The sequence below is a fragment of the Streptomyces sp. NPDC048718 genome (assembly GCF_043198875.1).
Lineage (GTDB): Bacteria > Actinomycetota > Actinomycetes > Streptomycetales > Streptomycetaceae > Streptomyces.
Map to the genome: position 1 here is coordinate 230,309 of NZ_JBICVG010000012.1, position 23,094 is coordinate 253,402.

Here is a 23,094-nt window from a genome sequence, read left to right on the forward strand (position 1 = left end):
TCCGTTGGTGGTTGGGGTGGTGGCCTGCGTCGTTGCGGAGGGTCGTGCATCAGATGCACGATTCATGCGGCGGACGGAGGTGGTCTGGAGTGCTTGGCGGTGGTCTCGGGGACGCTTCCGCTGCGTCGTCTCAGCGTGTCCTGCGGATGGCGTCTGTGGCCGCCGTGGCGATGGCGGCGGGAGCGCTGGAGGGCCGGGGCAGGTGCAGCAATGTGGTCCCCGGCAAGTGGCGGGACTTTGGGGTGAGGGTGAGCTGGAGTACGGCGCAGCCGGCGGTCGTGAGCTGCTTGACGCGGGTGACGGCTTGAGCGGTTTCGTCGGGGGTGTAATGGGCGTCGGTGACGATCACGAGGAGGCGGCCGGTGCCGGGGCGGCTGAGTTCGAGGGCGTGGTCGAGTGCGTCGATGGCGTCGCCGAGGTTGTGGCTGCCGCCGTTGGCATTGAACGTCGTCACGCGCTCTGGTGCTCGGTGGGTGGGGCGGGTCAAGGCGGTCAGGTGCTGGTCGTAGGCGATGGTTGCGGTACGGGAGTCGGGGTCGGTCAGGGCTGCTGCCCGTGCCACGATCCAGGCAGCGGACGCTACGGGCGCGCAGGCGGCGCGCATGGAGCCGGAGACGTCGACGGCGATACCCACGCGCAGCGGTGGGGTGGGGGAGTTCCGGCGGCGGGTGTGGGTGAACGGTTCCGCGGTGGGGACCGACCCGGCCGCGCGCTGGGCGTCGCGGGCGAGGGCCGCGCGCATGTTGAGGCGGCCGGGCGGGGTGGGGCTGGTGGTCCGTTCCTCGGTCCGCTCGCGGTAGGCGGCGGCACGCAGGGCGCGGCTCAGGCGTGCGGCGGCGCTCTGCTCGGCGGCGGTGGGCCTGCGGGTGCCGGTGACCGGGTTGCTGTAGGGCGCCGGTGTGCCGTCGGGGGTGACGGTGGTGCCACGGGCGTTGAAGACCGACTTGGCGGTGGCGGCGGCTTTGCGTCGCTGGCCGGCCCGCTGGGCGCGGTCCTGAGCCTGCGCCTTGGACTGCCCGGCCATGGCGTCGGTCGCTGCGGCCTGTGCCGCGCGGTCGGCGGCGTCGGTGGCTGCCGCGCTGTCCATGACGACCCCCACGGCGCCGGACAGCAGATCGGCGAAGTTCTCCGGCACGGGCAGGGCGGGGGCCGCGATGTCCAGAGCGTCGCACCATTCCTGGGCGTGCGCGAGCATGGTCGTGGCGTCGTGATCGGCGCACTGGTGGGCCGCGGTCCAGATGCGGGTGAGCGTGGCCAGCAGGTCTGCGCTCAGCACCCTTTCGCACAGATCGGCGACGGCCCGGGTCTCGCCGGCGTCCAGGATGCCGACGTCACGGCGGCCGAGGACCAGAGCCGCGGCGGCGGCGGCGTGCTCGATGCCCTGGAGGGTGGGGCGGGCGATGTCGGGCATGACCAGGGTTCGGGCACTGGTGCGCAGGTACGTGCGGTCCGTGGGCCGCCGGATCAGGTGTGCGCCTTCTGCACGGCTCTCCTCCAGCAGGAGCGCGGCCTCGACGACCCGGGGGTCCGCTCCGGCAGGCGCCGTCCAGACGGAGTGGGCCGCGTGCGCGGCCTCGTGGACGAACACTCCCCAGGCGGCGGGATACCGCTCCTCGTCGCCCACGATCCGCGGATGGATCTCGTGGGGCTGGAGCGGCGCGAACAGACGAGCGTCGACCTCGACTTCGCCCAGAGCGGGGAAGAACGCGGCCGGTGCGCCGCTGCGCGTGCCGGGGCGGCAGGTGACGAGAAGGTCCTGGCGGCCGGAGAGGGCGACCAGCCGATCGCCGAGTTCGGCTCCCACACGCAGCCAGGCGGCCGGGGAGGAACGGGGTTGCGCAGGCGGGGCGCCGTCGTCGTCCCATCGCGCGAGGTCGGCGTCGTCGTCCGGCGTGGTAGCGGGGGACTGGACGTGGTGGTGGGCGCTCATCGCGAGCGGCCCCGGTGGGCGGAGCTGGTGATGCCCGGGGGTCGCCGGAGGGCCGAGGAGGAAAGCTGCTTGCCGAGCGTGAGGGGGGCGATCTTCTTGACGCCGACAGCCTTGATGACGGCGTCGGCGACCGCGTCGCGATCCTCCAGGGGAGCGATGCCGACCAGGTTCGCGAGCGCGGCGTTGGTGCCGAGAACGGCTTCGGTCTTCTGGTAGCTGAGCAGCTCTCGCAGCTGGGGGGCCCAGCCCAGCTCGCCGAGTTCGACTTGGCGGGAGAGGTGTCGGGCGACCCGGACCACCCGGGCGTCGATCTTCAGCGCCAGGGCGAGGTCGTAGTCCGTGCCGATCTGGATCTGCACGCTGAACCGGCTCGCGAGCGCCTCCGTGAGAACGGCACCGTGGACGCCGGGGTTGTGGCCCGCCACCACGTAGAAGCCCGGCTCGGCCTTGATGGTCTCGCCCTTGTGGGCCTTGACCTGGATCTGCCTGCGCCCGTCCATCGCGGGATACAACGCTGCCAGGACCTTCGGTGAGATCAAGGTGGCATCGTCGATCAGCAGGGCGCGGCCTTCGGTCATCGCGGTGACCAGCGGCCCGTACTGGAAGACGTAGGCTCCCGCGTCGTCCTGTGTGTACTCGCCGATCAAGTCGCCGACCGTGGTGTCGCCGTCACCGGCGACGGTGAGCAGGTCTGGGAACGCCGCCTCGACCAGACTCGTCTTGCCGGTGCCCGGAGGGCCGTAGAGCAGCACCGGCACGTCGGCGTCGCGCAGCCGGTTCAGCGCCTCGACGTCGGGCAGATCGGCCAGCTCCCGGGGATGGTAGAGCTGGCCCCCCGCGCGGCGGATCGGGCCGGTCTGTCTGGGTGGGGCTGTTGCGGGAGCGGTCGTGCGGGCCGTGGTCGTCTGGGCGCGGGGAGAGTGGGTGCCCGGTGGGCTGATCACAGCGGTCTGCGCGGCTGCGGCGGTCTTCGCGTTCGCGCGGAACTCCGGTTGTCCGGTTCCGCTTTGGTCGGCCTCGCCGCGTCGCACCAGGGTGAGGGCGGCGTTGCGGACGGCGCCGTGGGAGTGGCCCAGCCGCCTGGCCATGTCCCCGATGGTGAGCGTGTCCGCCGGCCGGTCGGCCAGCAGTCGGGCGACCTTGGCCCGTAGTTCGCCGCCTTTGGTGCGCGCTGGACTGGTAGGCGTTCCGGGGGTGGTCAAAGCGAGGATCCTTCAACAGATGCGGGTGCGGGCGGGGTTGGCGATGCGCTGGAGAGGCTGGCCGTTCTCGGAGCGGATCACGGACTGTGCCGACAGCGGCGGCAGGGCCAACCGGGGCATCCCGTCGGCGCTCACCGGCCGGCCGAGGGCTCGGTCCAGGTGCACGGGAGGGTCGGCGACGAGCAGCTCGCCGGCTGCCGAGCAGGCCCGTGTGTCCGCTCCGTATCGGGTTCCGTCGCTCGGCAGGCGCAGCCTGGCGTCTCTTCGAAGCCGGACTGGAGCAGGATCCGTCGGGCAGCGGCGTTGTAGCCGGTGGTGGTGATCTCGCCGGTGATGGCGTGCCGGATAGTCATGAACGGCTCTGCTGGTGCTTCGGGCAAGGCGGATCTCCTGTTGGTGGTGGAGGGAAAGCGGTGGGGTGTTGGGCGAAGGCAAGGCGAGCCCGGAGCTTATGAGTGGGTCGAGGGCGAGGCCGTCGAGCGGGCCGTGGACGTCGACTTCGCCGCCGCTGCGGGCGATCTCGACCTGGTCGTCAGCTACGACTCCTCCGGCGGGCGGCGAGGTCCAGGGCGCTCACTTCGGGCATGCGGACGGCGATTGGCGACGTGATGGTGGAGAAGCGGGTGGACCGGGTGGCCGCCGCCCGGGCGATGCGGGCCCGGCGTACGGCCGGCCCGTCGGCCTGGTGCGGGGCAGCGGACGGTGCGGAGCGATCCGGGTCGAGCTTGTAGTCGGCCTGGACCTCGAAGCCGCGCCGGCGCAGGTCGTGCACGGTCTGTCGGCCGCGGCGCTCAGGATCACGGTCGGGGTAGGTGAGTTGGTACAGATGCGGCTTGCCGGGAACGGGCTCGAACATCTCGCGGATCAGGTACCAGTGGGCCAGGTGCGGGGTGACCGCTGCGGTCGGGCGGGCGACGACACCGAACTCGGGGTGCAGGCCGAAGTGGAAGTGCGGGGGCATGTCGTGTTCCTGGACGAGGGAGGGAAGAAGGGCCTACCTGCCGTGCGGCGGGCTCGCGGGCGGTGCGGGCAGGGCCCGGAGCGGCGCGGCGAGCGCCGGGGATGCTCCGGCCGACGGTGCGGGCGGCATGGCGAGCCGGGCGTGGTGCAGGAGCACGGGCGCGTCGGCGTGCCACCGGCGGACATCGTCGGCGCTCGCCGGCGCGAGCAGCGGGGGTACGCGGAGCACCGAGGAGCGCGCCGCGTATCCCGGAGGGTTGAGCAGGGCGTGCAGCCGGCCCAGAGCCGCTGTGTCCGGGTGGCCCGGGGCGACGGAGACGCGGGTCCGGTCCAGAAGCTGCGCGGCGTGGGGACGCAGCAGCCGGAACAGGGTTGCGGGATCCTTGACGTCTTGGCCGTCCACACGCGCGAGGGCGGCCTGCGGGGCGCCACTTCGGGCGGTGCGGACCTGCTCGAATTCGGCATGCCCGGCCTCGACCGCCTCCAGGAGACGCGCGTGAACGGCCTGTTCGTAGGCCGGCAGGAACTGCCCCGCCACGAGGGAAGCCGCACGCGCGGGGGAGGCGCCCAGCACCACGGAGCGCGGGGCGAAGACGTTCTCATAGCTGTCATCGAACGTGCTGGACGCGCACGCACCGAGCAGATAGCCCTCGGCATGGCCGGGACGTTCGATCAGGATCAGTTCCGTGCCGGCGCCGTTACCGAGGACGGCCCCGAACGGGACACGGCGGTGTTCCATCGCCTGGACCAGCTCGCCGCTGTCCCACAGCAGCGGGATCCAGTCCTCCTGCCACACTGGATGGGCGTAGACCTCTGTCTTCGCCGTCCACGTCCCGGGCAGACGGGCGGCCAAGACGGTGGCGTAGTCGCCGATGTAGGGGCGGGTGCTCGCGGTGACGACGGCGCGGTGCCGGCGCGCGGTGCGGAGGAATTCGGGCATCACCGCCTGGAGCGCGGTGATGTCGCGCAGCGTGTGGATGCCGGTCTCGTGCCGCTCGAACCCGGCTGTGAGACGCAGCGCGGTGTCCGCCCACTGGTACTTCTCGCCGACAGGTACGGCGACCAGGCCCTGCGAGGCGCTGGCGGACAGGATGATCTCGGCCGCGGGACGCGACTGCCGCTCGTGCTCGGTCACGCTCACTCCGCCCGGGCTGTGACGAAGACATCGCGCAGGGCGTGGCCGAAGGCGTGGGCGTGGCGCCGGGCGGCGAGTTCGAGCTCGTCGTACCGCGCGCCCCGTGTCATCTGCCCTTCGTGCCGGCGGTACTTGTACACGGGCAGCGGCAGCAGCACGCCGGGCGCCAGGGCCGTGGTGCCGACGGCCGCCATGTAATCCTCGCCCTGGACGAGGCCGCCCATCCCGCCGGCCGCGCGCACGAGGCGGGTACGGGCCAGAATCGTGGTCGGCCCGATCGGGATGGTGTCCTCGGGACGCGGCCAGTAGGTGACGACGTCGCCGGCGTCGTGGAAGCCGGGCGGCACCGGGCACTCCCACAGACGGGTGGAGCCGTCGGGCAGCCAGTCCTCGCTGTATCCGGCGACCCACCCGAGCCGTTCGGTGAACGCCTCCAGCCGTACGCCCAGGCTCCAGTCGTGGAAGGCGTCATCGTCGTCGGCCCAGTTCACGAACTCGGTGGTGACGAGGTTCAGGCCGAGGTTGCGGGCGCAGGCGGCGCCAACCTGCCGGGGCAGCGCGAGGATCCGCACACGCGGGTCGGCTGCGATCGTGCCGGGGACGCGACCGGGGGCAGCGCCGTCGAGGACGAGGACCGCCTTCCACGGCACGGTCTGCCGGGTGAGGCTCGCGTGCATCTGCTGTAGGTAGGGAAGGCGTTCGGGGCGGAGCCGGGTGGTGATGACGACGGTGATCTGCGGGGAGGACAAAGAGCGTCTCCTGTGGTCGGGACGGTCAGCGGGTGGCGCGCAGCCGGGAAGCGGCTGGGGCGGGCGTAGTCGGCGAGGCGGTCTTCAGCGGGCTGCGCGGCGCGTGGACGGGAGCGGGGCGGCCTTGCTCCCACTGCGACCGGCCGCCCAGGATGCGGGCGAGGGGGGAGGTGTCCCAGCCGACGATGGGGCCGCGGGTGTCCCAGGTCAGGGATATGACCTCGATGCCGTGGTCGTGCAGGACGTAGCCCCAGTCGAGACCGTCGCTGTTGCGTTCGGTGATGAGGAACGGCTCGGCGGGCTTGCCATCGGGGGTGATGACGTCGGTGAGAGGCGTGCTGGGCGGGAGTGCTTTGTGACGGTCGAGCTGGTTGAGCACGTGGTCCGGGGCGCCTCGGAGAAGATCGAGGCCGAGGTTGCTCCATTCATGCGGGGCGTCGATCAGGTGGTGGCGCAGGGCGTCGATGTCGCCGTTGAAGCGGTAGCGCAGGGCGCCGAGGAGCAGCGGGAGCTGGTAGTCGGGATAGCCGTCGAAGTGGCAGTAGATGCCGGCGTACCGGCTGCCGGTCGCGGGGTCGGTGGGACGGGCGATGAAGCTGCGTGTGCCCATCAGGCTCCTTGGCGGCGGGTCGCGGAAGGGGGGTTTGGCGGGGCGACGGGACGCGGGTGAGACGAGGAAAGCGTCGAGTGGCCCCTCGGCGGAGCGGGGGCAGGAGCCAGGCTTGCCATGCGTTCGGGGGCGACATGGAGAATTTCGCCGAGGCGGCGCAGCCGGATGGCGGTGTCGGCGAAGTCGACGGCGAGGTAGAACGCGTCGTCGTCCCCGTCGTTCCTGTCGTAGGCGCGGGCCCGGGCAGCGGCGGCGTCGAAGAACCCGGCGGTCCGGGCGAGCAGCCCGTCGCTCGCGTCCAGGACCTGGTGCAGCAGAGCGGCGACTTCGTGGGGGCCGGAGGAGCGTACGGACTCGGTCAAGGCGGCCACGAGGGCTCCGCACGGGAACCGAGGACCCGGATCATCACGGGTGCCGGACGGATGGGTCTGGTTGGCCGCGGTCACCGGGCGGTCCGCGGCTTGGTGGTGGGAACACTTGCCGAGTGGAACGGAGCGCTCGGAGTGGGTGTGATGTTGGCGGGGTGCCGAGGTGCGAGCGGTTGTGAGACGGGGGCGCGTTCGGGCGAACGTTGTTCGAGCGACAGCGTGGCGAGTTCGACTGCGAGCCGCTTCGGCAGGGTGACGGCGTCTTCGACCAGCTCCTCCAAGCGGACTTGTAGCGTGACCAGATGATCTGCCGAGTCGCTGGCGCCATGTTCACGGCACCAGCGGACCGCGGCTTCCACGAACTCCTGCATCTGAGGGAAGGCGCCGTGATCTTCGTCGAAGGTGTGCGAGAACACCTCGGTGAACCGCCCGGCATCGGGGGCGGATTCGAGAGCCTCTACCGCGGCGCGGACGGAGACACCGGAGTCGGGCGGCTGCACGCATGGAACCGGGTGGTCGGTGCCGGAGGCAGCCGTGGGGATAGGCCGGGCAACGCGGCGTGATCCCTCGTACTCGTAGTAGACCTGGGAAACGGCCATGGGTAGCTCCGATCGTGAGGAGGGCGACCCTCGCTCAGTGCATGCGGGCGTCGGTGTCGAACAGGGAAAGCTCGGCGGGGTGGAGGCGGTGCTGGACGACGAAGGAGCGTCCGGCGACTCGCCACAGGCCGCGGCCCCGGGTGAGGTGGGAGAGCGCTCCGGCCTCGACGGACGTCAGGCCGAGGAGGCCGGAGGCGGCGGAGAGCTGGTCGGCTTCCTGGCGGTAGATCACGCGGGTGGAGCAGTCGGCGAGCAGGCCCTCGGCGAGCGCGCGGCTCTGGCTGCCGGCGTCACCGGCGGACAGCAGGTCGGACAGCCGGTGGATCACCAGCAAATTCGCGATTCCGAGGCCGCGGGAGAGCTTCCACTGGGCCTGCATGCGCATGAGCAGGGCGGGATGGCGCATCAGACGCCACGCTTCGTCGTAGATGACCCAGCGCCGGCCGCCGTGGGGGTCGGTGAGGGCGGCTTCCATCCAGGCGGAGGCGCAGGTCATGGCGAGGACGAGGGCGGTGTCGTCGCTGCCGCCGAGGCGGGAGAGGTCGACGGTCAGCATCGGCCGGTACGGGTTGAAGGCGGTGGTGGACGGCGCGTCGAACATGCCGGCCAGGTCGCCGTGCACGAGGCGGCGCATGGCGTGGGCGAGGTCGCGGGCGGCGTCTCCGAGGCGCCCGGCGAGCATGCCGCCGGCGAGTTCGAGGCCGGGCCCGTCGGCCAGGGTGTGCGCGACGTCGCCGAGCAGGGGTTCGCGGCCACAGGCACTGGCGCGGGTGACGGCGGTGTCGAGGGCGACATCGAGGACGGTGTGTTCCATGGGCAGCAGGTCGCGGCCGAGGACGGTGCGGGCCAGGGATGCGAGCAGGAGCAGACGCCGGGTGCGGACCTCGCCGGCCCACTCCGCCTCCGGTACGGACGGCGGCCGGGGCGGGGTGCCGAGGGGGTTGAGCCGCCCGGGCAGGCCGGGGCCGAGCGCGATGGACTCGCCGCCAAGGGCCTGGGCGACGGCAGTCCACTCGCCCTTGGGGTCGCACGGCACGTAGACGCGGTAGCCGAAGGCCACCGACCGCAGGGCCAGACTCTTGGCCAGAGCGGACTTGCCCTGCCCGATCACCCCGGCGAGCAGCATGTTCGGGTTGGTGAAGCCGTCGATCTTCCCGTACAGGGAGAACGGGTCGAAGGTGAAGGACCCTTCGGCGTGCAGGTCTTTGCCGATGTAGACGCCGTCGGAGCCGAGTCCGCCTTCGGCGAGGAAGGGGTAGGCGGCGCTCGCGACGGCGGTGGTCATGCGGTGCGCGGGGAGTTTGAGCCGGCTGCCGCGGGCGGAGGCGGGGCCGGGCCGTCCGGCGGGCGGATAGAGGGGTGCGGGGAACGCGGCCTCGTGGGGCTGTCCGCCGGGGCCGGCTGTCTCGGCGGCGTTGCGGGCGCGGGCTTCGGCGCGAGCTGTCTGCCGGCGCAGGGCGCGGCGCCCGGGCCGGTCGATGCCGTGAGGGGTGAACAGGGGAGTGGCGCTGGTACGGCGGTGGGACACGGGTCGCTTCCGGTCGGAGGGGGTCAGGACGCGAGGTCGGCGGCGGTGGTCTTGCGCCGTATGGCGTGGACTGCGGCCAGGTGGCGCTGGCAGATGGTCAGGACCGGGGGGCCTTCGGGAAGCCGTTCGGGCCGGCACGCGCCGTCACCAAAGGCGGCGGGCAGCAGGTGGAAGGCGGCGTGGACGGAGTCGGCGGCCTGCCACAGCCGGGTGTGGGCGGCGGCCAGGTGCCGTGCGGCGGCCGGGCGCTCGGGGTGGGTGTGCTCGGCGAGCTGGTCGACGAGGCGGTGCAGGGCGGTCAGATGAGCGTGGAGGACATCGAGGTGCGGCCGGTCCACCGGCCCGGGCGCGCCTCCCGCGGTCTCGCGGGTGTGGTGGCGCAGGCCGGCGGTCGCGGCGCGCAGGTAGGGGTGCGCGGTGCCGGCAAGGTCGCGGCGGGTGTCGGGGAGCATGGGCTTCTCGCGAGGTGAGGGCGCCGTCGGGCGGCGCGCGGGCTACAGGGTGGCGCGGGCGAGCGGGAGGGCTGCGGCGGTGAAGGCGGCGGCCTGCTGGTAGGTCAGGCGGCGCAGGTCGACCTGGGCGTCGGCGGCGGCGGTCTCGATCTGGGTGCAGGCGGCGTCGAGGGCCTGGTCGCTGGTCGCGGAGACGGTGAGCAGTCCGGTCAGGGCGACGTCGGCGTGGCCGGAGATGAGCTGCTTCTCGCGGGTCTTCACGTCCGCGTACTCGACGCTGTCGGCCTCGGAGTCGACCTGCCCGCGGCGCCGGCGTTCGGAGGCGTCCGAGATGATCGCGGCCTTGCGGCGCTGGACGTCCCGAAGGGCGGACTCGATGCCCTGTGGCGCGTAGACGAGGGAGAAGGTGCGCCGCACGCCGGCGCTGAACATCAGGCTGTGCAGGAACCCGGGGTGGACCTCGGTCCGCGGCCAGTTCTCGACCCAGAAGGTGGCGTGCCGGGCGCTGTCGGTGATCAGCCGGTCGGGTGTTTCGACCTGGGCGACGGGGCCGGCGGCGGCCGGATCGGCCTCGGCCTGCCCGGTGGCCGACCACTGCTGCAGGCGGGCGGTGGAGGCCGGGTCGTAGGCGGTGCGCAGCACGGCGGCGATCTCGCGGGCCCCGAGCCATCCGGAGACGGTCAGCCCCGCGGTGCGCGCGGCCTGCGCGACCGAGGAGGTGGTCTGTTCCATGACGGTCGCGGCGCCGTCGAGGCCGCCGCCGGCCTGGCTGATCAGGCGCTTGGCGGCCTTCAGGTCCAGGGCGACGGCCAGGTATGCCTCGTGCGGGGCGGCGGCCGGTCCGGCGGAGGAGAGGAGGTCGGTGTAGATCTGCCCGGCGAGAGGGGCCTGGGGGTTGCCGTGCTCGGTCCAGTGGCGGGCGAGGCTGTCGCCGGAGTCCGGCACCGTACGCTCCAGGACCTGCACGGTCGCGACGCGTCCGGTGCGGGCGATGCCGGCGAGCGCCCGCCCCCAGGCGGACACGTTGGCGTTCTGGGTAGCCGGGTCGAGCAGGGCGAACGCCCGGCTGGAGACGCGCGCGACGGCGGTCAGGGTCTGGCCGTGCGGGTCGTGGATGGTGGCCGTACCGGAGGCGGAGGTGGTCACGCGCAGGGACGCGGCGGCGCCGGGCAGGTGCAGCATTCCTTCGGCCCGCGGGCGGGAGACCGGACGCGTCCGCCAGAGGGTCTGTCCGGTACGGCGGCGGTACGCGTAGCGGGTGACCAGCGGTGCCCAGTCGATCAGCGAGCGGCCCTCGCGCCGTACGCCGATTAGGACGGCGGTGGCGATCCACAGCGGAGCGAGGACGACGGCGCCGGCCAGACCCGCGGTCGTCACGGTGACGAGCAGCAGGGCGAGGGCCGCGGCCAGGAGTACGAGCTGCGGCAGGCTCAAGCCGAGCAGGATGCCGCGCCGGGAGCGGGCGGGGAATTTGACGGTGAGAACGGACACGGTTCTTTCCGGGTCGGGGCCGGGGGCAGGACGGGTGCGCGTGGCACCCGGGTCCTGCCCCCGGCGGGCGGGCGCGGGAAGGAGACGGGTTACAGGCCGGCCTGTGTGCCGGGCTGGGCGGCGCCGTCGCCGGCGGACGGTGCTCCCTCGGCGGGCGGCATCGGGGTGGAGGGGGCGCTGTGCTCCCAGCCCTGCTGACCGCCTTCGGAGCCTGTGCCGGCGCTCCAGTCCGGCGTACCGCTGTCCTGCCCGTCGGCCGAGCGGCTGCCGCTGTGGGCCTGCGGAGGTGCTGCGTGGTGCAGGAGGTCGCGCAGGTCGTCCCCGGCGCCGCCGCTGCTGGCGCTGCCGCTCTTGCTCATACCGGCCGAGCCGGTGGGGCTGGCCGCGATGTCACCGGGGAACCCTCCGCCACCCGCGGCCCGCGCACCGCCGGCTTCCGCTCCGGCTCCGGCTGCCGCCGCGCCGCCGGTCCCGGCGGTCGCCACCGCGGCAGCGGCCTTCCGGCCGGCGTTCTCGGCGTGCTGGCGGGCCACCGATGCGCCGGCCCCACCAGCGCGGTGGATCGACTCGCCGTCCGTGCCCTCGGACGCCCAGTGGACGAACTTGAAGACCATGTAGGGGCAGAGCAGGACGAGGAGCATGATCACCATGCCGGCCGCGACGTCCGCGAGCGCGCCGATCCCGTCCTTGCTCTCGGTCTTGGCGAGCGCGGACAGGCCCAGGATGACGACGATCGTCATCAGCAGTTTGGAGACGACGAGGGTGGCGGTGGCCTCGATCCAGCCGCGCCGCCACCGGCGGGCGACCTCCCAGCCGCCGCCCGCTCCCGCGAAGATCGCCAGGGTGACGAGGATGAGGATGCCGACCTTGCGGACCATCATCACGCACCAGAACAGGAACGCTCCGACGGAGGCGGCGAGCGCGGCGACCACGGCTACCAGCCAGCCCAGCCCCGAGATCGCGCCGATCTGCGAGACCTTCACGATCCGGCGTACGGCGGAGGAGATGTCCGTCTCGGCCGCGGCGAAAAGCCCGTCGGACAAGGCGTCGACGGCCTCGATGGCCACGGTCGTGACAGCGATGGCACCGAACGCGAACAGCACGCCCGACGCGGTGCCTGTCAGGGCTTGGGCGAGGGCTTGCCCGTCCCGCTTGAAGGCTGCCTTCACCAGCTGGGCGCAGAACGTCGCGACGAGCACGAGCAGCCCGATAGGCAGCAGCGTCTCGTAGTTGTCGCGGAACCATCCCGCGCCGAGGTCGATGGTGGTGGTCCGGTCGATCGCCTTGGCCGCGAGCTCGGCAGAGGCGGCGGCGAGGTCGCCGGCGCTCTCGGCCAGCCAGTTTCCGATCGACCCGACCGGGTCGGACGCGAAACTGATCACATCGCTGACGTCGCAGATGGACCCGGCTACGGGCAGGTCACAAAAGCCCACGCGGGCGTTCCTTTCGTACGGGAGGGACTACGGGGCGACGCGCGGGGCGACGGCGACCAGGCGGCAGTCCGTGCCGGGACGGCACTGCACGGCGAGGGTGACCTGCCGGTCCTCCGCGCCGGAACCGCCGCCGTTCCAGGCGAGCTTGGTCTTGCCGCGGACGGTGACGGCGTAGATGTACGCCTTCGTGATCGCGGCCGGATCGTCGGCGAGGGCCTGCTTGAACGCGGACGGGAAATGAGCCTCGCCGGCCACCGCGGTGGCGTGCTGCCCGTTGTCCGCCAGTCGTGACCACAGCACCGGATCGGGGACCTGGGCCTGAATGGAGTCCCAGTCCGCGTACGCGGACTCGGTGGTCATCCAGGCGCGCATGCCGGCCAGTTGCTGGGCGTGGGTGGTGGTGCGGGCGTCGAAAGCCCAGAGCATGACCGCGCCGGCCTTGGCGAACGCCAGCGGGTCGCCGATCGAGGGCGGCCCGGGGACGGGCGTGGTCGGGAGAGCGCCGTCCGCGGGCGGGGCGGTGGTGGTGTCCGTGTTCGTCGAAGCGGACGCGCTCGGCCGCGGCGTCGCGGGGCCGGCGCGCTTGTCGTGGCCGGTCCACCAGGCGACCGCCGCGGTGAGGACCAGCAGGACGGCCAGTACGCCGGCCGCGATGAGCGCGCGCCGCGAGGGCCGCCGGCGGATACCACGGGGGAGGGAACGTTTCCCCATCAGTGGACCTGGGATCCGAGCGCGGAGAAGAAGGCCACGATGCCGTTGGCCGCGCCGAGCCCGAGGGCGGCGCCGGCGGAGACGACGGCGCCCTTCTTGCCGGTCGCCTCGGCCTGGTGGCCGCCGGAGTGGTGGCCCCAGGCCCACACTCCCAGGCTCACGGCGAGCGCGCCGACCACGGCCACGATGCCGAAGAGGTTGAGCGAGTTGACGATGCTGCGAAGGACGTCGAGACCGGGCAGGCCGCCGCCCTTCGGTGAAACGCCGGGGTCGTAGGCGAGGTGGACGAACCGGTCGTGCAGAGAGGGAGTGAGGGTGGCGGAGGAGATGGTGCGCTCCTTGTGCGGGCAGAGCGAGGCGACCCTGCCGGGGAACGGGAAGAAAGAAGGGGGGGGGAGGTGGTCCGGTCCGTCCGGCGCTCAGGGAGAGGCAGGCCGGGCGGACCGGTGTCACAGGACGCGGCGGGCGCTGTGAGCGGCGAAGTCGTCGAGGGACGCGAAGCGGACGTTCCGTCCGGTGCGGGGCGCTTCGAGGACGAGGCCGTGGCCGGCGTAAAGGCCGACATGATCGGGGCTTGCCGGGGTGCCTCGGCTGAACAGCAGGTCACCGGGGGCGAGTTTGTTCAACGGGACGGGGCGTCCCTCGCGGACCTGGGTGTATGTGGTGCGGGTCAGCGTGATGCCCCCGGCCTTGTATGCCTGCTGGACCAGCGAGCTGCAGTCGCAGCGGCCCATCGGGTCCGGCCCATGGGCGGCGGTGCAGCTGCCGCCCCACTGGTAGGGCGTGCCGAGCTGCTCCATCGCCCAGTTCAGGGCTGTCCTCGCGCGAGGGCCGGCGTCGGCCGGGACTGTGTAGCCGTTCGGGACGGTGCCTTCGGTGATCGGGCCGGAGGCGCCGATGTGGTCGAGCGCGTCGCAGGGGCCGGATGCTGCGCCCTCGGTCCCGGGGGAGGTCAGGGTGGGGGCGATGGCGGTGCGCAGGGCCCGGGCGAGGGGTTCCCACTGCGCGTACGCGTCGGGGTATGCGGAGCGCTGCACCTTCTGCGCGGCCTGGGCGACCGTCATCTGCTGCCACCCGGGCACCCTCAGCAGCGCCTCGTAGAAGCGGGTGCTCGCGTGGACCGGGTCGCGGATCTGGGCGGCGCTGCCCCAGCCCTGGCTCGGCCGCTGCTGGAAAAGCCCCAAGCTGTCGCGGTCTCCGTAGGAGAGGTTGCGCAGGCGGGATTCCTGGATGGCGGTAGCCAGTGCGACGACCTGGCCGCGCTTGGGAACTCCGAGGGCGACGCCGGTGGCGACGATGGTGCGGGCGTGGGGGATCTGTTCGTCGGGCAACTCCAGCCCAGGGACACGCAGGTTGGTGACGACGGAGCCGCTGAGCACGGCGGCGACCTGATGCTGCACGGCGCCCGAGTCGACGCCGCACAGTGCCGCGGCACTGGCTGTGGAGCTGCCGGCGACGGCCAGGACGGCCGTGCCGGCGATGAGGAGAGGGGACAGGCAGAGCACGCCGATCGCGGCGGCGGCGCCCTTCACTCGCGGGCGGCCTCCGGCCGGCGGGCAGCGGAGCGGTCACCTGGGTACGGGGTGGGACGGGTCACGGCGAAGTCCTCGTGGCGGGGCTCCGGCCGCACGGTGTGCGAGGGAAGGGCCGTGCGGCCGGAGCGGTGGAGCAGGGCGGGCGGGCCCGGGGTGGGTGCGTGTTGCCTCACACACCCACCCGGGCGAGGAGACCTACGGGCGGAACATCAGCAGACCTCCTGGTCAAAGGGCGGACGGGACGTGGTGCGGGGGCGAGTTACGGGCGGAACATCGGCGGGCCTCTCAAGGGGGACGAAGGAGTGGGCGGAACGGGGCGGGGCGGGATCAATGGCGGTACACGGTGGCCTCCTGGACGGGGTTGCTGTGGTGATCACGAATCGGGGGCGGAGCAGGGCGCGTGCGGGGTCACGGACGGAACACGAGGGCCTCCAGGGCAGGAGAGGGCATGAGGGGAGGGGCGCCGTCGGCGGTGTCCGCCGGGCAGTGACAAGACAGTAAGCCCGAATCCCCGGTCACCGAAATCGCGAGACGAAATCCTCGTGATTCAGGGCCCTTTCAGCGACGATGCCTCTCAACCGGGGATCGTGCCCTACAGTTTTGGCCTCCCCGCGCACCCACCGCCTTCTGTCTTTCAGTGGGTCTTCGGCGCGGTCTGGAGCTCTTCTCCCGCATCCCTTCACCGAATTGGGGCCCGCTCTTGTCTTTTTCCCTGCACCAGGGGGACGCGCTCAGCGTCCTTTCGACCCTTCCGGACGCCTGCGCCGACTCTGTCATCACCGACCCGCCGTACAACTCCGGCGGGCGGACGGCGAAGGAACGCGCCGGACGCTCCGCCCGGCAGAAGTACGTGTCCGGCGACGCCAAGCACACGCTGCCCGACTTCACCGGCGAGCATCTTGACCAGCGCTCCTACACGCTCTGGCTGACCCAGATCATGACCGAGGCGTGCCGGGCCACGAAGCACGGCGGCACGGCCCTGCTGTTCACCGACTGGCGTCAGCTGCCGGCGACCACCGACGCTCTGCAGGCCGCTGGATGGCTGTGGCTGGGCGTCCTGACCTGGCACAAGCCGCAGGCCCGGCCTCAGAAGGGCAAGTTCCGGCAGGACTGCGAGTTCATGGTCTGGGGCGCGAAGGGCAAGATCGACGCCGCGGCGAATCCGGTCTACCTGCCCGGCCTCTACTCCGCCTCGCAGCCCTCGGGCAAGGAGCGCCGGCACATCACGCAGAAACCGACCTCAGTGATGCGTGAGCTGGTGAAGATCTGCCCGCCGGGCGGCACCGTCCTGGACTTCTGTGCCGGATCGGGCTCCACCGGGGTCGCCGCCCTGCTCGAAGGACGGCATTTCATCGGTGTCGAGAAGACCGAGGAATACGCCGCCGTCGCCACCGAGCGGCTGACCGAGACCCTCCAGCAGACCGCGTCCCAGGCCGATTTCACGCTGGCAGTCTGAACCGCACCCGCCTGATTACTCCTGTGGGCGGGCGCAATATAGCGCCGGATCCCCGGTTTCCGAAACCGGGGATTCTCCGGATCATCGGGGTCGCTGAGTAACCGGCTCCGGCTGCAAGGAGATCCTTTTCGTGTCCGAATCCACCGAGCCCCGATCCGGCGGGGCAACGGGCCCGGTCCGCCTTCCCCGACCTGGCCTCGATTCCGTCGAGGAGTCCATGCGCCGGCTGCTGGACCGGTCGGCCGAACAGGCCCGCCTGATCGACGACCTGCCCGCCGCGCCAGCCGGTCCGAGAGCGGCGGGCATGCCGTTCGCCGGATACCCCGGCATGCCCGCCTTCACCCCGCCGCCCGACCCCAAGCCGATCCTCGAACTCGACGGCGAAGAGTTCGAAGACGAGCTGGACACGCTGACGGACTGGGTCGACAACGTCCTGATGGACGTCTACGGCGCCGAGGTCACCACCGCGGCGCCCTGGTGCCCGCAGTGGCAGGAACACCTCGACGTCGTGGCCTGGCTTCACGCCCTGTGGATGGCCTACCAGCAGCACAAGGACGCCGAAGCGGGCCCCTCGGGCATGTTCGTCTGGCACCGAGACTTCCTCACCCACGCCATGGCCCATGTCCGATCGCCCGGCGGTCCGTTGAGCGCCTGCCAGACGGACCCGGACCGGCTTGAGCACCGGCTCCTTCGCGGCCCCGGCCCCTCCACCCGGTCCGCTGCCCGCGACGACGGAGCAGCCGACGGTACGCTCCCGCAGGACAGGCCCGCCTCGTGACCCCACCAGGGCCGTACGGGCTGTCGTTCCACCTGGCGGCCGTGGCCGAACTCCAGGCCCTCCCCCGCGACATCCGCGACCGCGCCTTCCGCATGTTCGAGAGCGTCGTCAACGCCCGGATCGCGGGCACCGCACTTGTCAGCGACCTGAGGGAGTACCGCAAGCTCCTGCTGGGCGAGGAGCGAGAGTGGCGGATCGTCTACCGCATCCAGCAGGCCCCGCCCGACTTCGGCAGCGGCCCGGAAGTGCACGTCGTCGCCGTGCGCCACCGGCACGACGTCTACGACACCGTCCGCGCCCGCGCGGACCTTCCACGGCCCGCCACCGGCCCCCGCGCCCACGCCGCGCGCACCCTCCCGCCGCAGATGCGCCGCCGCGAAGCCCAGCCAGCCGCCCCCGCCGTACCGGCACCGGCATGGCGGCCGGCCGATCTGTTCACCACCCCCGACACCGACTTGAAGAGGACCCGACGGTGACCACCCCCCTGCGCCTTGACGCCCTGCCCGGCCTCATCACCCGCCTGCTGACCGACGCCCTCCACCCCACCCCGGCGCCGCACCCACACCACCAGGCGCTGCTGCAGGCCAAAGAAGCACAGACGGAGATCGACCGCGCCCTTCGCGCCATCCTCGACGGCCCGACGCCGACGACCCAGGCCGACATCGAAGCCGAGCTGAACGACGTCATGGAACTGCTCGTCGACAAGCTCGACACCGACCGCGAACTGCGTCTCCTGCTCGGCGACGACACCTGCTGCGCCGGCGCGGAGCCGGACCACGAAGAGCAGACGGCCGTCGCCGAGACCGCCCCAGCCTCCGGGGACCATGCCGGCGTCGCGCCGAGTGTCCTGGACCGGTGCATCGTCTCGGCGTGCCTGTCCGCCTTCGACGATCACGGCGCACCCGATGCCCTGGCCTCCGCCGACCTGGTCGCCGCCCTGCGCACCATGCCCGGAGTCGCCGAAGAGCACTGGCCGCTCGCGGAGCTCACCCAGCCCCGGCTCGCCGCACTGCTGCGCCCCTACAAGGTCTCCACCCGAGACCTCACCCTTCCCGACGGCCGCCGCCGCAAGTCCTACCAGCGCGCCGCCCTCCAGGCCGCGCTGCCGGACGACTGCGGCTGCTGACCGGCCGCGTCCGTGACCGCGTCCACTCGTACCACGGTGCCGACGGTGCTGGACCAGCAGATCGAGCAGATCGTCGGAGACCTCACCGACTTCCACCGCGATCATCAAGCCGGCCTGCTCACCGATGAGCGCGCCGCTCTGGCGAGCGCTCATCGCGAACTCGGCGTCGCGGAGAGCGCGGTCGCCTACCACCGCACCCTGCTGGCGAGCCTGGCCTCCGGCGCCCGCCCCGTCGACGACGCCCTGCTCGACCGGATCCGCCGGACCGTGCACGAGCTGACCGAGGCCACCACCGTCCGCGACGCCCGGCACACCCACGCCGCCACTGCCTTGGAGGCGGTCCGAGCGAGCACCCCGCCGCCGGGCCCGGCCGACAGCGAGCTGACCGCGCACGACTTCGCCGTCCTGCTCTCCCTCGTTCGCGGCGGGACCCTGCGCCAGCACCTGCATACCCACCGCGTCTCGGTCCGCACCAAGCAGGCCCAAGTGGTGGACTACGCCGCCTACCAGCGCCTGGAAAAGCACGGCCTGGTCTCCCGGGACACCTCCCGCGGTCTCATCGTCGGCCAGCCCGTCACCCTCACCCCCGCCGGACGCGAAGCGCTCCTCGGCTCCCGCCGTCCCGCGCCCGCCCGGCCTGCCGCGCCGGCCCGGCTCGTAGGTGCCTGGCCGGCTTCGGCCCGCCACCGCTGAACATTCCGCCCGCCGGCATCCACCGCGGACGGGACCCCTTCGGCCACCGGCCCCACCTCTATCGCCGCCGCTCCCGGCAGCGCACCCCTTGTCCTCCCGGATTCAGGAGACCCCCCTTTGCGTATCAACCGTGCCGCCCTGGCCGTACTCGCCCTGGCCACCCTCGTCATCCCGGGCTCCGCGGCGACCGCCTCCGCGACCCCCGCCCCCGCCGCCCTCCCTCTCGCCCGCGCCTGCGATCAGCCCGGCCCGTGGATGATCGGCACCAGCGCCGTCAACATCCGCTCCCGCGCCACCACCAACAGCACCGTCGTCGGCGTCCTGTACAAGAGCCACCGCTTCACCGTCCACTCCTCCTCCGGCGGCTGGCACTACATCACCGACCTGACCACCGGCGTGAAGGGCTGGGTCTCGGGCACCTACGTCTACCGCGACGTGCGCATGTGCCTCGACTGACCGCCGACGCTGTAGCGGCCGGCTCCCGGCCGCGCCCGGTGCGGCGCCCCTGGCGGCGCCACATCGGGCCACCGTCTCCGCGCGGATCCCCGCCCACCCTTCTCCTGAAAGCCGAATCCACCCGTGACCGACCAGAATCCCGACTTCGGGACGGAGGACTTCGTACCGACATCCGCCGGCCACGAGCAGCTCCTGGACCTGTTCGAGGGCACGGAGTTCAAGGTGCTGGGCGAGTACCGCACCTGGACCGACGCCTACTTCGTCCTGCACGACGAGTCCGCCACCTGGGGCATCCCGGGCAGCCCGCAACTGCGGGCCGTGCACGTCTCCCGGGACCTGCGCGAACGCACCTACCAGGCAGACGCGGCGGAACTCCCGCTGTACGCGATGGCCGAGTCGTGGCTGATCAGCCGGGGCTGCCCGGCCGGCGCCATCCCCACCCCCGCGGCCCGTAAGAGTGCGGACGATGCCACTCGCGCCCTGGAGGCCCGAGTACGGGAAGCGGGAAGCCGGTTCGCGCTGCTCACCAGCTACACCGACGACCAGCGCGCGGAGCCCGAGACCGCCGTGGTGCTGCGCGCCCTGGACCCCCAGGACTCGCCCGAGTTCCGTGTCCTGCTGGAGAGTTACGACCGCTGGACCGGCACTCACACCCTGAGCGAGGGCGGCTTCGCCACCCGCGAGGACGCCGCCGAATGGTGGGGAGCCTGGATGGAAGAGGAAGCGCCGCCCCTTGTTCCGCCCGCTTCGCCCGCGCGTGGCCCGGTCTCCTCGAGCCTGCCGGTCGCCCCGTCGGCGCCGACCGTGACGCGGTCACCCGGGCGCTGAAGCCCCATAAACCCGCCTGGTGCTGGGGTCACTTCCACGCAGCTGTGAGCTGCGGAAACGGGCGCAATATACGTGACGATCCCCGGTTTCCGAAACCGGGGATTGTCCGGACCCTTGCCCATGTCGCCGCCCTGTTCCGGGGCGGTCGATTCCCGTGTTCTTCCAGGTCTGGAGCTCCTTGCCGTGTGCTACTCACCCACCTCGATCACGGCCACCGTTCTGAACGGTGGCACGCCCGCGTCCGCGCCTCGCCCGGTACGGCGTCCGGCAGCGTGGAGCGTGGTGGCTCTCGCCGTCGCCATCCGCGCTCGCGCGCAGTCCGACGCGACGGTGGTGGGCGTGCTGCGCCGCGACGACGAGTTCACCGTGCTGACCACGGCCGCCGGCTGGCGGCACGTCACCACCGCCGACGGTGTCACCGGATGGGTCGAAGCCGCGCAAATCCGCCGCGACGAGCCCATGCGCCCGTAACGCCTCCGCCGGCCCCTTCTCCTGGAGTTCTTCTTCGTGTCCGACATCCCCGACTTCCTCGACGGCGAGATCGTCACCGTGCTCACGCAGCAGATCGAAGACCGTTTCGCGATGCCGCTGGCCGACCTGGCCCGCGCGGTGAAAGCCGCACCCCGCGCACACGCCGGCGCCACCAACGTCGTCCACGCTCACGGACTGCTCACCCAGGCGCAATACGCCCTGGAGAACGCCGAGGACAGGCTCGTCGCCGCCCTGGAAACCGCCGTCGGCGACATCCTCGACGACCCGGTGATGGGCCTCGCGCAGCAGGTGAACGGCGCCGTCGAACAGCGCGACGCCCACGCCGAGCGGCTGCGCTCGCTCCTGGAGGCCATGGCCGAGCAGCCCGCCACCCGAGCACGGCCGGTATCACGGCTGACCACCACGCTGCCCACGGCGGTGCCGGCCCGCCCCGTCCGGACCGCCCGGGCGGCACGGTGAGCACCGCCCGCAAGCCGAGCAGCCGCGACACCGCCCTGGAAAGACGGTTCGGCGCCCCGATGGCCGAGCTGTACGACCAGGTCGTCCGCGTACGGGACCGGGTCCGCGAGAGCATGGCTCCAGGCGGAGATCTGGACGGGCTGTCAGCCGAGGCTCTGCAGACGGACGTGTACTGGATGCAGGCCGCGCTCGACGCCCGAGGCGGCTACCAGCGGGCGCTGGACTCCCTGCTGGCCTCGATGCCGCCACCGGCCGCCCGCCCGGCTCCCGCTGTGACCAGCGTCCTTCCCCCGGCCCTGCCGGTCGCGAAGGCGGCGGCTGCTCAGGGGCGTTGAGTGTTCGATCCGTACGCCGCCTCGCGGAGCGCGGGGGAGCGGATCGAGGCCCTCTACGGCCGCCCGGTCGGGGAACTCGCAGCCGAAGCCGAGACCGACCCCTTGCTCTACACCCTGCTCGACTCCTTCGACACTCTGCGGAAGGCCGACCGCGCCATCCCGTTCTACGCCGAGCAGCTGCACAGCCGGACCGGCCCCGAGTGCGCGGTGACGGACACGGACGCGGGACACGTCGTCGACGCCGCCCGGCGGCTGGCCCAGGCCGTTACCGTCCGCGACGCGAATGCCCGGCTCCTCGGCAACCTTCTGCGAAGTCTTCGCCGCGTTCCCGCCGCCGAGCCCGATCCCCCGCAGGCGCTTTCGCCCGCCGTGCCGCCGCCGGCTCCTGCCTCCGCCGTGGCCCGCTCGCGCTAACCCCTTCCCCCCTCTTGCCCCCTGGAGTTCTTCCCGTGGCCGCTGCCCGAGTCCCGTCCGCCGAACTGTCCCGTGTCGTCGAGACGCTGGAGATGATCGCGCCGCGCTGGAGCGTCTGGGTGCTCATGACGCTCGCCGCCGATGAGCAGCCCCTGCGCTACAGCGATGTCCGCTCCCGTCTGCCGTGGCTCGGCGATGCCCAGCTCACGTCCCGGCTGCGCGGCCTGAGCGAAGCGGGGCTGGTCGAGCGCACCGCCGTGACCTACCGGCACGTTTCCTACGGACTCACCGACCGTGGCCGGGCGCTGCTGCCCACCCTCCACGCTCTGGCCGCCTACGGCGACCAGCACCTGGACAAGAGGCTCGTCGACACGACGGTGACGAAGGACGGCAAGACGACGGTGGTCCGGCTGCCGGAGCGGATCCCGGCCGCGCAGAACGCCGAGGACACCCTTGCCCTGATCACCTACAAGCACGCCACGACCCTGCTGTGGACGCTTCGGGAACGCGGACCGTCGACCTTGAGCACGCTGCGCAAGGTGACGATGCCCGACCTGACAGCCGGCGCGGTGCACTCTCCGGCGAACAGGCTGCTGGAGGACCGCCTCATCGCCCGCACGGCCTCAGGTGGCTTGGAGAAAGCGGGTCGTGAACAGGTATGCCTGACCGATGCCGCCCGGGCGCTGGCACCCGTCTATCAGGCGGTGGCCGCGTGGGCGTCCGGCCGGCCGCAGTCGGACACCGACGACCACCCGCTGTGGGGGACTGTCCAGCTCCCGGCCGCCGCGCGGTCCGGGCAGTGGGCCGCCCATCAGGCCCGCAATTCCACCCGCTCCACCACGGCGGTCGCCCAGCCGGCCGGGCCTATGCCGGTGAAGGCGTGGCGGCCGGCCGAGCTGTTCTCCTCGGCCGCGAGCGGACCGTGCCGGTGACCGGCCGCACCCCGTCGCGGCAGGATTCGCTGCTCGGGCAGGCCACGGTCCGCTCCCTGCTCGGCGGCATCCCGTCCGCCCGCGAATCGGGCGGCGACGTCTTGGCCGAACTTGCTGGGCTGGTCCGGAAGGAAGCCGACGAGCTTGACGGCATCGACGAGCAGCTGCAGTCGCTCGCCGAGTACGCCATCGACCAGCTCAAGGTCATCACCGAAGGCCGCGACCAGTACCGCCATCGCTCCACCGACGGTGTCCTGCAGCTCACGGGCCTGCGTATCGACATGCTCCTGGCCCGCCGCGGTGCCGCTGTCCAGCACCTGACCGCCCTGTGCGCCGCCTACAAGAAGGCATCCCCGCCCGCAGCCCCGGCCTCCCGCCCCGCACCGAGCCCGGCTCCGGCTCGCCGTGCCGCCCGCCGCTGA

The 23,094-nt window shown here is 72.4% G+C and carries 29 protein-coding genes; 13 read left to right on the top strand and 16 right to left on the bottom strand.

The annotated features are described in order from the left end of the window. Positions 1-130 precede the first annotated feature (130 nt). From ACGFRB_RS23410 to ACGFRB_RS23485, 16 genes are all read right to left on the bottom strand, one after another. The gene (locus ACGFRB_RS23410) at positions 131-1,930 is read right to left on the bottom strand and encodes a hypothetical protein (RefSeq protein WP_393245571.1); all 1,800 of its coding nucleotides are present in this window, start codon (positions 1,928-1,930) and stop codon (positions 131-133) included. Then, positions 1,927-3,132: an AAA family ATPase gene (locus tag ACGFRB_RS23415; RefSeq protein ID WP_393245573.1), complete on the bottom strand. Its 1,206-nt coding sequence runs from the start codon at positions 3,130-3,132 to the stop codon at positions 1,927-1,929. The genes ACGFRB_RS23410 and ACGFRB_RS23415 overlap by 4 nt, the downstream gene beginning before the upstream one ends. Positions 3,133-3,263: 131 nt before the next feature. After that, positions 3,264-3,485, bottom strand: coding sequence for a hypothetical protein (locus ACGFRB_RS23420; RefSeq protein WP_393245575.1), 222 nt, complete (start codon positions 3,483-3,485; stop codon positions 3,264-3,266). A gap of 179 nt (positions 3,486-3,664) precedes the next feature. Continuing rightward, a complete protein-coding gene (locus ACGFRB_RS23425) occupies positions 3,665-4,093 on the bottom strand; it encodes a hypothetical protein (RefSeq protein ID WP_393245577.1) in 429 nt (142 codons plus the stop codon). A gap of 33 nt (positions 4,094-4,126) precedes the next feature. Beyond that, complete coding sequence (locus ACGFRB_RS23430) at positions 4,127-5,227, bottom strand: hypothetical protein (RefSeq protein WP_393245578.1); 1,101 nt, start codon at positions 5,225-5,227, stop codon at positions 4,127-4,129. Positions 5,228-5,229: 2 nt separating this feature from the next. After that, positions 5,230-5,976, bottom strand: coding sequence for a glycosyltransferase family 2 protein (locus ACGFRB_RS23435; protein WP_393245580.1), 747 nt, complete (start codon positions 5,974-5,976; stop codon positions 5,230-5,232). Between the two features lie 25 nt (positions 5,977-6,001). After that, positions 6,002-6,586, bottom strand: coding sequence for a hypothetical protein (locus ACGFRB_RS23440; RefSeq protein WP_393245581.1), 585 nt, complete (start codon positions 6,584-6,586; stop codon positions 6,002-6,004). After that, positions 6,586-6,957, bottom strand: coding sequence for a hypothetical protein (locus tag ACGFRB_RS23445; protein ID WP_393245583.1), 372 nt, complete (start codon positions 6,955-6,957; stop codon positions 6,586-6,588). Before ACGFRB_RS23445 ends, ACGFRB_RS23440 begins: the two co-directional genes overlap by 1 nt. 71 nt (positions 6,958-7,028) lie before the next feature. Further along, complete coding sequence (locus tag ACGFRB_RS23450) at positions 7,029-7,553, bottom strand: hypothetical protein (protein ID WP_393245585.1); 525 nt, start codon at positions 7,551-7,553, stop codon at positions 7,029-7,031. Positions 7,554-7,587: 34 nt separating this feature from the next. Beyond that, the gene (locus ACGFRB_RS23455; protein WP_393245587.1) at positions 7,588-9,081 is read right to left on the bottom strand and encodes an ATP-binding protein; all 1,494 of its coding nucleotides are present in this window, start codon (positions 9,079-9,081) and stop codon (positions 7,588-7,590) included. A 23-nt stretch (positions 9,082-9,104) separates the two neighbouring features. Further along, on the bottom strand, positions 9,105-9,533 hold the full coding sequence (locus ACGFRB_RS23460) for a DUF6238 family protein (protein ID WP_393245589.1): 429 nt from the start codon (positions 9,531-9,533) through the stop codon (positions 9,105-9,107). Between the two features lie 42 nt (positions 9,534-9,575). Beyond that, positions 9,576-11,024, bottom strand: coding sequence for an SCO6880 family protein (locus tag ACGFRB_RS23465; protein WP_393245591.1), 1,449 nt, complete (start codon positions 11,022-11,024; stop codon positions 9,576-9,578). Between the two features lie 89 nt (positions 11,025-11,113). Beyond that, positions 11,114-12,457 (bottom strand): ATP-binding protein, encoded by a 1,344-nt coding sequence (locus ACGFRB_RS23470; protein WP_393245593.1) that lies wholly within the window; start codon positions 12,455-12,457, stop codon positions 11,114-11,116. Between the two features lie 27 nt (positions 12,458-12,484). Beyond that, on the bottom strand, positions 12,485-13,168 hold the full coding sequence (locus ACGFRB_RS23475; RefSeq protein WP_393245595.1) for a hypothetical protein: 684 nt from the start codon (positions 13,166-13,168) through the stop codon (positions 12,485-12,487). After that, positions 13,168-13,497 carry a DUF6112 family protein gene (locus ACGFRB_RS23480; protein WP_393245691.1) on the bottom strand — a complete coding sequence of 110 codons (330 nt, stop codon included), beginning with the start codon at positions 13,495-13,497 and terminating at the stop codon, positions 13,168-13,170. Before ACGFRB_RS23480 ends, ACGFRB_RS23475 begins: the two co-directional genes overlap by 1 nt. 120 nt (positions 13,498-13,617) lie before the next feature. Next, positions 13,618-14,700 (bottom strand): C40 family peptidase, encoded by a 1,083-nt coding sequence (locus tag ACGFRB_RS23485; protein WP_393245596.1) that lies wholly within the window; start codon positions 14,698-14,700, stop codon positions 13,618-13,620. Positions 14,701-15,403: 703 nt separating this feature from the next. Here ACGFRB_RS23485 and ACGFRB_RS23490 point away from each other — a divergent pair. The 13 genes from ACGFRB_RS23490 (at position 15,404) to ACGFRB_RS23550 (ending at position 23,094) form a co-directional block, all read left to right on the top strand. After that, positions 15,404-16,159, top strand: a complete 756-nt coding sequence (locus ACGFRB_RS23490; protein WP_393245598.1) for a DNA-methyltransferase — start codon at positions 15,404-15,406, stop codon at positions 16,157-16,159. A gap of 217 nt (positions 16,160-16,376) precedes the next feature. After that, the gene (locus ACGFRB_RS23495; protein WP_393245693.1) at positions 16,377-16,937 is read left to right on the top strand and encodes a DUF4913 domain-containing protein; all 561 of its coding nucleotides are present in this window, start codon (positions 16,377-16,379) and stop codon (positions 16,935-16,937) included. Next, on the top strand, positions 16,934-17,413 hold the full coding sequence (locus ACGFRB_RS23500) for a type II toxin-antitoxin system RelE/ParE family toxin (RefSeq protein WP_393245600.1): 480 nt from the start codon (positions 16,934-16,936) through the stop codon (positions 17,411-17,413). The genes ACGFRB_RS23495 and ACGFRB_RS23500 overlap by 4 nt, the downstream gene beginning before the upstream one ends. Next, positions 17,410-18,063, top strand: coding sequence for a DUF3631 domain-containing protein (locus ACGFRB_RS23505; protein WP_393245602.1), 654 nt, complete (start codon positions 17,410-17,412; stop codon positions 18,061-18,063). Before ACGFRB_RS23500 ends, ACGFRB_RS23505 begins: the two co-directional genes overlap by 4 nt. A gap of 45 nt (positions 18,064-18,108) precedes the next feature. After that, positions 18,109-18,756: a hypothetical protein gene (locus tag ACGFRB_RS23510; protein WP_393245604.1), complete on the top strand. Its 648-nt coding sequence runs from the start codon at positions 18,109-18,111 to the stop codon at positions 18,754-18,756. Positions 18,757-18,873: 117 nt separating this feature from the next. Beyond that, positions 18,874-19,212 carry an SH3 domain-containing protein gene (locus ACGFRB_RS23515; RefSeq protein WP_393245606.1) on the top strand — a complete coding sequence of 113 codons (339 nt, stop codon included), beginning with the start codon at positions 18,874-18,876 and terminating at the stop codon, positions 19,210-19,212. Between the two features lie 123 nt (positions 19,213-19,335). Then, positions 19,336-20,040, top strand: coding sequence for a hypothetical protein (locus tag ACGFRB_RS23520; RefSeq protein WP_393245608.1), 705 nt, complete (start codon positions 19,336-19,338; stop codon positions 20,038-20,040). A gap of 282 nt (positions 20,041-20,322) precedes the next feature. Then, complete coding sequence (locus ACGFRB_RS23525) at positions 20,323-20,511, top strand: SH3 domain-containing protein (protein ID WP_393245610.1); 189 nt, start codon at positions 20,323-20,325, stop codon at positions 20,509-20,511. Between the two features lie 36 nt (positions 20,512-20,547). Next, a complete protein-coding gene (locus ACGFRB_RS23530) occupies positions 20,548-20,991 on the top strand; it encodes a hypothetical protein (RefSeq protein ID WP_393245612.1) in 444 nt (147 codons plus the stop codon). Next, positions 20,988-21,326, top strand: coding sequence for a hypothetical protein (locus ACGFRB_RS23535; RefSeq protein WP_393245614.1), 339 nt, complete (start codon positions 20,988-20,990; stop codon positions 21,324-21,326). The genes ACGFRB_RS23530 and ACGFRB_RS23535 overlap by 4 nt, the downstream gene beginning before the upstream one ends. After that, positions 21,327-21,740, top strand: coding sequence for a hypothetical protein (locus tag ACGFRB_RS23540; RefSeq protein WP_393245615.1), 414 nt, complete (start codon positions 21,327-21,329; stop codon positions 21,738-21,740). Between the two features lie 35 nt (positions 21,741-21,775). Then, positions 21,776-22,672, top strand: coding sequence for a winged helix-turn-helix transcriptional regulator (locus tag ACGFRB_RS23545; RefSeq protein WP_393245617.1), 897 nt, complete (start codon positions 21,776-21,778; stop codon positions 22,670-22,672). Then, positions 22,669-23,094, top strand: a complete 426-nt coding sequence (locus tag ACGFRB_RS23550; protein ID WP_393245619.1) for a hypothetical protein — start codon at positions 22,669-22,671, stop codon at positions 23,092-23,094. The genes ACGFRB_RS23545 and ACGFRB_RS23550 overlap by 4 nt, the downstream gene beginning before the upstream one ends.